This window comes from Arthrobacter sp. AK01, assembly GCF_021109375.1.
Lineage (GTDB): Bacteria > Actinomycetota > Actinomycetes > Actinomycetales > Micrococcaceae > Arthrobacter.
The window spans coordinates 1-7,519 of record NZ_JAJOHP010000122.1; the positions used below are offsets into that span (position 1 = coordinate 1).

The window sequence follows — 7,519 nt, forward strand, 5'->3', positions numbered from 1 at the left end:
GACGTCAATGCCGGTGGAGACCTGGTCGGAGTAGTCGCCCTTGAGCAGCTGCGGGATGCCACAGGCGAACTCGATGACCTCCAGGCCACGGCCGATCTCACCCTTCGCGTCGGAAAGGACCTTGCCGTGCTCGGCGGTGATCAGCTCGGCCAGTTCGTCCACGTGCGCTGCGACGAGTTCACGGAACTTGAACAACACCGCGGTGCGCTTGGCCAGGGAAATATCGCCCCAGGAATCAGCTGCTGCGCGGGCCGCCGCGACGGTTGCGTTCAGGTCTGCCTCGTTGGCCAGGCGCAGCTCTGCCGAAACCCGCCCCGTCGCCGGGTTGTACACCGGTTGCGTACGGTCCCCTTCGCCCGTGGTTTCAGTGCCGTTAATGAAATGGTGAATGGTGGTCATTTTGTTCCTTTGTGTCTTAATGCATCGGCACGGTTCGTGATCGGCGAGACCTGGCTTCGGTCCCGCTGAGGATAGTTAGGCGTAAATTTCCTCGTAGATGGCCCGGATCTGCCCGGCATCAGGAATGAGCGGGTTGTTACCCGGCGAGCCGGAGGCAAGCGCCTGATCGGCCATGAGCGCGATTTTGGCTTCCCACTCGGAGCGATCGATTCCAAAGGCCTCAGGTGTCGGTACGGCAAGGTCCCGGTTCAACGTGTCCAGTTCCGCGACCAAGGCGTTTGCTGCTTCATGGTCCGAACTGCTCGAAGAGGTGACGCCCAATGCCCGTGCGCAGTCCGCGTACTTCGACTCGGCGGCACAGATCGAGAATTTTGTAACGGCCGGAAACAGCATCGCATTAGCAAGTCCGTGTGCGACGTTGAAGTGGGCTCCGATGGGGCGGCTCATGCCATGGACCAGTGCCACGCTGGAGTTCGAGAAGGCAATACCTGCCTGGGTTGAGGCAAGCATCATCGCTTCTCGCGCCTTGGTGTTCGCCCCGTCGGCATACACGGGCCTGAGATTCGAGCCGATGGCCCGTATTGCCGAGAGCGCGAACGCATCAGAAAAGTGGTTCGATTTACGGCTTACGTAGGCTTCGATGGCGTGTGTGAGCGCATCGATTCCAGTATCGGCCGTCAGCCGCGGCGGCATGGAGACTGTTAGCTCGTAGTCAATGACTGCGGCCACTGGCAGGAACGAGATCCCAGCACAAAGCATCTTTTCATGCGTTTCCGAGTCGCTGATGATCGTGAATTGCGTTGCTTCCGATCCGCTGCCTGCCGTCGTGGGGATGGCGACGACGGGAATGGCTGGCCCGTTGTTGTTGCGTGGAGCCTTATAGTGACGCATCTGACCGCCTTGGCGGCTCAGCAAACCGAGAGCTTTGGCTGTGTCGATGGCGCTCCCACCTCCCAGACCGATGATGATGTCCGCCTCGTGGTTGTGCGCGGCAGTTACACCTTCGTGGAGGGAGTCCGTGGTGGGGTCCGGCACCACGCCTGAAAAGACAGCAGCCTCCAGCCCGCTGCTCTCGATGGAATGCAGGAGCGCGTTTACGCTGCCAGTCGTCAGCATGAATGCGTCAGTGACAACCAGAGGCCTGGCTGCTCCAAGTTCCTCCAGCAGGGCACCAACGTGTTCGATGGCACCTCCGCCAACTTTCATGATCCTGGGCAACGCGATATTTGCGACCATATCTTCCTCTGTTCTTTCCTAGGGGACGGACTCCGTCCCGGCGATTGTCATTGATATTCTCTTTCGAGTCTCCATAGGTTTTTCGCCCGAAACAATGACCAAAAGTGCCCGCTGCTGTGCAAATATGCACGTAAGATGGGGGCATGATTTCGGCAGACGACCTCCGCTTCTTCCTCGAAACAGCCCGAACCGGCAAGCTCGTTGCTGCTGCACGCGGCCTCGGAGTGGACCACACGACCGTGGGACGACGGATATCGCACTTGGAGCGCAGTGCCGGTTCCAGATTGTTCGTTCGTTCCGCAGGCGGATGGAAGCTCACCGATGCCGGTGAACGCCTGGCGGTCCACGCGGAAGCCGTTGAGTCCTCGTTGTTAGCCGCCGCCGAAGAACTCGGGTCGGGACCCGGACGCATATCGGGAACCATCCGCATAGCAGCCCCGGATGGATTCGGGGCATTTGTCCTCAGTCCCGGGCTCGGAGCCCTGAGAAGCAGGCACCCGGACTTGGCGGTTGAGATCGTTACAGCTACCCGCTTGAACCTCTTGGCAACGAAAGAGTTTGATGTGGGCATTTCGCTGGCCAAGCCCACCATCCGGGGCGTGGACGCCACCGAACTGGCCGCGTATCCCCTGGGTTTCTATGCTGCCCCGGCGTATTTGGAAGCGAATCCCGTCATATCCGCAGTCGAGGACCTGAAGGAACACGCTGTTATTGGATACGTGGACTCCCTCCTGGATATCCCCGACTTGCGATTCCTGGACGCAGCATTGCCAGGGGTCCGCCCCGCCATTCAGACCAACAACCTCACGGGACAGTGGATGTCTGCGGTCGCCGGCCTTGGGGTTGCCGTTTTGCCTTTGTTTGTGGGCGAACCCGACGGACGTCTCGTCCGGATCCTGGCAGACTCGGTGAGTATCCGCAGAATGTATTGGTTGGCGGTACCGCGGGAACTTCAGCGCTTGGCGCGTACGCGGGCAGTCCAAAATGCCCTGATTGAACTGGCAGTTGCTCATCCCTACTTGGAAGCGGCATGAGGGCCAGTTGCCGTCGGGGATGGCAAGGCTCCGACTACAGAGTGGGCATCGCGTTCCATGTCGGAAACTGTTCCTCGCTTGCCCATACTTCGTAGCCCTCGGACTTCTCCACCATCGTCCTGGTTACCGGTCCGTCCGCCGCGAGCCAGAGTATGGACCCGTCCGAGGTGACGTCCTCCACGAGACCCATACGGGTAGCGTTCAGACGGTGACGTACTTCGATATGGCGACCTCTCGTGAGACACCAGTCGTCCTGCGGCATAGGCTTGCCAGAGAGGGAGACAGCTGGAGATCCGTGAGCGGCAGTAAAATTGTTCATCTTCTTCCATAGGTTGAATGCGCATGGGAGCACCGGGCGCTCCGGCCGAACAGACCTTGTCAGTCGGATTCGTGCCTGGAGTAGCGGCGATGGCTTCCGGCGTAGATTGTGCTGAACAAGCTTCCAGAAGGCACAACAGTTGACGAAGTACTGTTCGGACCGGCCAGTCTTTTTGGGTTCACAACGTTGTTGGGATCGAGCCAGGCCAGGGCAGTTTCGATCCAACGGGGCAGTGGAGAAACGTCACCGCGACCTCGCCGCCGGGCGTTCTTTTCCATAGGGAAGCTCCTTTCCTTGCTTTGGCGATCGGATTGGCGCCGTGGCAGCCCCGCAGGTAAACGGTGGGGCGAACTGAGAGAACAGGCACCCCACCTCAAGGAACCTACGAAGCCCAGGCTGGGCGTTCACCGGCGAGTCTGGCAGCCCTGATGTCACCGGATCGTGCGTGGCCTTCGAAGTTTTCCGCGCGAGCTGCCCTGCCAAGCAGCTCCCCCAGCTCAGCGCTGGCAGCAACGGAAGTGACTTCCTGGTAGGTGACGGTCTTAATGTACTTCCCGACCCACAGGCCGCCGGTGTAGCGGGCGGCCTGACGTGTGGGCAGCACATGGTTGGTGCCGATGACTTTGTCGCCAAAGGAAACACACGTGTTCTCGCCCAGGAATAGTGCACCGTAGTTGGTCATGCTGTCGAGTGCCTCGCGGGGATTGGCAGTCAGGATCTGCACGTGCTCGCTTGCGAACTCGTCGGCGACGGCATAGGCCTCTTTCAGATCGTCGACCAGAATTACTTGGCCATGGTCGCGCCAAGCGACTTCGGCGACTGCACGGGTTGATAGGCCGAGCAGTTGACGGTCGATCTCTTCAATAACCTGCTCACCAACCACGCGCGACGTGGTGACGAGAATGGCAGGCGAGTCGGGGCCGTGTTCTGCCTGGCTGAGCAGATCGACGGCGATAAGGAACGGATCGGCCGTCTCGTCAGCGACGATCAAAACCTCTGTGGGGCCGGCGAAGAGATCAATTCCCACTTCACCGAACAGCTGCCGTTTCGCCTCGGCAACGTACGCATTTCCTGGGCCGGCCAGGAAATCGACCGGGGCGATGGACTCGGTGCCGACGGCAAGAGCGGCCACGGCCTGAACGCCCCCGAGGAGATAGATCTCGTCCGCTCCGGCGAAGTGCATGGCGGCGATAGAAGCGTCAGGGACCACTCCCCCGGCAGCCGGCGTGGCGGCAGCCACCCTGCGAACCCCGGCGACCTTGGCAGTGACGATGGTCATGTGCGCAGAGGCCAAGAGAGGATACCGGCCACCGGGCACGTAGGCGCCAACTGCGTCAATTGGAATGTTCTTCTGGCCGAGGATGACTCCAGGCTCAACTTCTGCTTCGAATTCAGTGAGCGAGTCCAATTGCAGACGGGCGAAGCGCTCCACGTTCCGCTGAACAGTCTTGATGTCTTCCACGGTTTGTTCGGGGAGCCGGGCAATGGCCGCGTCGATCTCGTCCTGCGAAAGAAGGAAGGACGAGGGCGACCACTTGTCGAACTTTTCGGAGTAGGAGCGGACCGCGGCGTCGCCGCGGTCACGAACGTCCGCGATGACTGTTTCGACTGTTTGCCTCACGCCGACTGGCGACGATGGGTCCGAGATGGTGAATTCAGCGTTCTTAAGGGAGGTGCGCAATGGATTTCTCTTTCGTTGCTGGAGCCAGAGCGCAGGTAGTGCGTGTGCTCCACGTTACTTGAAAACCCTTCAACCATAGCATTACCTATGGGAAAGTAACAGAGTCGAAAGCTTTTACTTATCAAAGACGAGCAACGGCACCCATTGAGGCACGTTAAAGCTATGCTTTTTCTGATTTCTATGCATATCAACTTATAACTGGGTGGGGCCCACATCTCGGACCCCACCAGAGAGTTAGGGGACGAGAATGACCCAAGAGCGTGACACCCGGGTGGAAACAGATCTTCTGGGAACCAGGGAGATTCCCGGGGATGCCTACTGGGGCATCCACACGCTGAGGGCGGTGGAAAACTTCCGGCTGAACGGAGAGACTGTTGGCTCCACGCCGCAACTCGTCAGGGCCATCGCATCGGTCAAGGAAGCAGCGGCCCAGGCCAACATGGAGCTGGGTTTGCTTGCGCCGCGCGTAGGGCATGCCATCGTTTCGGCCTGCCGGGACCTCAGGGCGGGTCAACTGCATGAACAGTTCCCTGTACCCCTGATTCAGGGTGGCGCAGGGACGTCGACAAACATGAACTCCAATGAGGTGATAGCCAACCGGGCTTTGGAGTATATGAAGGAGGCGAAGGGCTCCTATGCCTTAGTTGGTCCCAATGAGCATGTGAACATGGGTCAGTCCACAAACGACGTCTATCCGACAGCCTTAAAGATTGCCACGATCTGGGGCTGCCGGGCCCTGGCGGAGGCCCTTGGCAAGTTCGAGCGGTCCTGTGAGCGGAAGGCACGGGAGTTTGACCATATTGTGAAGATGGGCAGGACCCAGCTTCAAGATGCAGTGCCGATGACATTGGGGCAGGAGTTCCGTAGCTACGCAGTGACCATCCGTGAAGATGTGGCCCGGTTGGGTGAGGCGGTGGCGAATCTCCACGAGATCAACATGGGCGCGACTGCCATTGGTACGGGGCTTAATGCCCACCCTCGATACGCCGCCCTGGTTCGGGACAAGCTGGCGTCACTCACGGGCCTGCCATTGACCACCAGCCCTGATCTCGTGGAAGCGACTCAGGACTGTGGTGTTTTTGTGCTCATTTCCGCCACGGTCAAGCGGGCAGCTGTGAAACTATCCAAGATCAGCAGCGACTTGCGTCTGCTCTCGTCCGGGCCTCGGGCTGGGCTGGGAGAAATCAACCTTCCTCCGCGCCAGGCTGGTTCGAGCATCATGCCAGGCAAAGTGAATCCCGTCATTCCCGAGCTCGTCAATCAAGTTGCTTTCGAAATCATCGGTGCCGACGTGACGATCTCCATGGCCGCCGAGGCAGGACAACTTCAGCTCAACGCCTTCGAACCGATCATCGCCGCGAGTCTGTTCAGAAGTATCGACCATTTGCGCGGCGCCGCCGAGTCATTGGCCGACTTATGTGTTGACGGAATCTCTGCGAACGAGCACACGCTCGAAAAACACCTTGCCCGCAGCATCGGAGTCATCACCGCACTGAGCCCCTACCTCGGCTACCAGACGTCCGGTGAGATAGCCGCGGAGTCATTGAGAACCGGAAGAACGGTCGTGGACCTTGTCGTGGCCCGGGGGCTCCTTGATCCCGGGCTTTTGGCCCGCTTGCTTCAGCCGCAGGTCATAGCTGCGGGTGGACACGTCTTCCCGGAGGGCGAGTCCGCCTCCGTCCTATCCCCCACCGACCTATAGGATTGCCTTATGACTTTGGCCCAACTTGAAGCATTTGTGGCAGCAGCCAGCGGACAGACTTTCACGGCTGCGGCTGCGGCGCTGGGCATGAGTCAACCTGCAGTATCCGACCTTATTCGTCGGTTGGAAACCGAACTCGGAGCCTCTCTGTTCAGTCGCAGTGGCCGAACGCTTGTGTTGTCGGCGGCGGGGGAAGAATTGCTGCCATATGCAGAGCAAACCGTTTTTGCCGCCAAACAGGGCACTGAAGCCGTGAGTGCCTTACTCTCCTTAGGCGGAGGAACGGCGACCTTTGGCCTTCTACGAAATGCGGAGTACTACATCAGGCAGGACCTGGCGAAGCGGTTCCGTCAAAAACACCCGAATGTGCGGATTCGGTTGGTGGGCCAGAACAGCGCAGAGACCGTAAGCGATGTGGTCGCCGGGCATCTGGAAGCGGGTCTTGTCACCCTGCCGATCGACGATGACCGCCTCGATGTACTCCCGCTGGCACGTGACGAAGTGGTCTACGTCAGTGCAGTTCCCGAGCGGGTTCAAACGCCACCGGACATCGCTGCGATATGCGCAGCTCCTCTGGTCCTTTACGACGCCCACTACGCGCAAACCGACCCTGCCCGCAAGCAGCTGTCCGCCAGGGCACGCCTGCGGGGGTTGTCGCTGAACGCCGGTATTGAAGTTGAGTACCTCTCGGCAGCGCTTTCCCTGGCCGCCGACGGATTCGGCGACACAATTGCCTGCAGAGCGGCACTGGAGTCCGAGGTTTACCCGAGGGGATTGCAAGCTGTATCCATGGCCGAGCCTATGTACGACACACTGGCGCTGATCAAGAGGCACGGACAGCTGCTGTCCCCTGCGACCAAGGAAATGGCCCGGCTGGCGCATTCGGCGCTCATCGATCATCAAACGTCTGACCATGGGACCGCTGAGATACTCAACGGCGGACACGATATTGAAGCGTTTCTGGGTGACCGCTGACGGGGGCCCGCTCCGTCCTTGCCTTGATGACTGGGCAAGGGTTCCGCGCTGTTAACGAACGGACGGGGGGGGGCGCCGCAACAAGAGCCCCCCCGCCGGCCACCCCCCGCGCGGGGCGCCGCCCCGCGGAGTTGGGGTGACCCCCGCCCGCCGCCCCCACAAAACGCGGCGGG

General features: G+C 60.2%; 7 protein-coding genes. 3 read left to right on the forward strand and 4 right to left on the reverse strand.

Annotated elements, in window-relative coordinates; translation table 11 throughout:
• Together LN996_RS23060 and LN996_RS23065 are read right to left on the reverse strand one after the other, a co-directional pair.
• A partial coding sequence (locus tag LN996_RS23060; RefSeq protein WP_231343422.1) for an aldehyde dehydrogenase family protein occupies nt 1-399 on the reverse strand: 399 nt, incomplete at its 3' end.
• 75 nt (nt 400-474) lie between these two features.
• Nucleotides 475-1,635 (reverse strand): iron-containing alcohol dehydrogenase, encoded by a 1,161-nt coding sequence (locus tag LN996_RS23065; protein ID WP_231343423.1) that lies wholly within the window; start codon nt 1,633-1,635, stop codon nt 475-477.
• A gap of 143 nt (nt 1,636-1,778) precedes the next feature.
• On the opposite strand from LN996_RS23065, the gene LN996_RS23070 reads away from it, so the two are divergent.
• Nucleotides 1,779-2,669: a LysR family transcriptional regulator gene (locus LN996_RS23070; RefSeq protein WP_231343424.1), complete on the forward strand. Its 891-nt coding sequence runs from the start codon at nt 1,779-1,781 to the stop codon at nt 2,667-2,669.
• 34 nt (nt 2,670-2,703) lie between these two features.
• Here the strand turns inward: LN996_RS23070 and LN996_RS23075 are convergent, their stop codons facing one another.
• Nucleotides 2,704-2,859 (reverse strand): hypothetical protein, encoded by a 156-nt coding sequence (locus LN996_RS23075; protein WP_231343425.1) that lies wholly within the window; start codon nt 2,857-2,859, stop codon nt 2,704-2,706.
• 511 nt (nt 2,860-3,370) lie between these two features.
• Entirely contained in the window at nt 3,371-4,669 is a 1,299-nt protein-coding gene (hisD, locus tag LN996_RS23080; protein WP_231343426.1) for a histidinol dehydrogenase, read from the reverse strand.
• Between the two features lie 247 nt (nt 4,670-4,916).
• Here hisD and LN996_RS23085 point away from each other — a divergent pair, with 247 nt between their 5' ends.
• Entirely contained in the window at nt 4,917-6,371 is a 1,455-nt protein-coding gene (locus LN996_RS23085) for an aspartate ammonia-lyase (protein WP_231343428.1), read from the forward strand.
• Between the two features lie 9 nt (nt 6,372-6,380).
• Nucleotides 6,381-7,346 (forward strand): LysR family transcriptional regulator, encoded by a 966-nt coding sequence (locus LN996_RS23090; protein ID WP_231343429.1) that lies wholly within the window; start codon nt 6,381-6,383, stop codon nt 7,344-7,346.
• The last annotated feature ends 173 nt before the right edge of the window (nt 7,347-7,519 follow it).

Excerpts from the sequence above, each read along its gene's own strand:
- LN996_RS23065 (WP_231343423.1), bottom strand. The coding sequence starts at position 1,635 with ATGGTCGCAAATATCGCGTTGCCCAGGATCATGAAAGTTGGCGGAGGT.
- LN996_RS23070 (WP_231343424.1), top strand. The coding sequence starts at position 1,779 with ATGATTTCGGCAGACGACCTCCGCTTCTTCCTCGAAACAGCCCGAACC.
- LN996_RS23075 (WP_231343425.1), bottom strand. The coding sequence starts at position 2,859 with ATGGGTCTCGTGGAGGACGTCACCTCGGACGGGTCCATACTCTGGCTC.
- LN996_RS23085 (WP_231343428.1), top strand. The coding sequence starts at position 4,917 with ATGACCCAAGAGCGTGACACCCGGGTGGAAACAGATCTTCTGGGAACC.
- LN996_RS23090 (WP_231343429.1), top strand. The coding sequence starts at position 6,381 with ATGACTTTGGCCCAACTTGAAGCATTTGTGGCAGCAGCCAGCGGACAG.